We start from the raw sequence: 420 nt of genomic DNA, 5'->3' as shown, positions 1-420 counted from the left end.
CTCTTAGAGCATCCTGCCGTGACCGAGGTGTTCTACCCAGGATTGGAGAAGCATCAAGGGTATGAGATCCAGTGCAAGCAGGCAAGCGGTTTTAGCGGAATGGTTTCCTTCCGCATCCGTACAGCCGAGCAGGTGGCACCGTTTTTACAGAACCTGCGCCTGATCTCGTACGCGGAAAGCCTGGGCGGTGTGGAGTCGCTCTGTACCTATCCGGCGACGCAGACGCATGCTGATATCCCTCTGGAGATCAGGGAAAAGGTAGGCGTCTGCGACCGGCTGCTGCGCTTATCCGTGGGAATTGAGCATCCAGACGATCTGATTGCCGATTTGCAGGCTGCTTTGGACGAATCGGAAAAGACAGGGGGAAGAGGGTAATGGACTTTTCGACCAAATTGCTTCATGGAGCGAGCGGTATGGATC

The 420-nt window shown here is 55.2% G+C and carries 1 protein-coding gene; it reads left to right on the top strand.

Going from position 1 to position 420, the window contains the following annotated elements; translation table 11 throughout:
• Positions 1 to 375 (top strand): PLP-dependent transferase (locus MXD62_RS10265; protein WP_248829096.1); only part of this gene is annotated, 375 nt, incomplete at its 5' end.
• Between the last annotated feature and the right edge of the window lie 45 nt (positions 376 to 420).

The sequence above is a fragment of the Frankia sp. Mgl5 genome, from assembly GCF_023242985.1.
Lineage (GTDB): Bacteria > Actinomycetota > Actinomycetes > Frankiales > Frankiaceae > Parafrankia > Parafrankia soli.
Note: the sequence above shows the minus strand (reverse complement) of the source record. Positions and strands in the feature narration are given on the sequence as shown.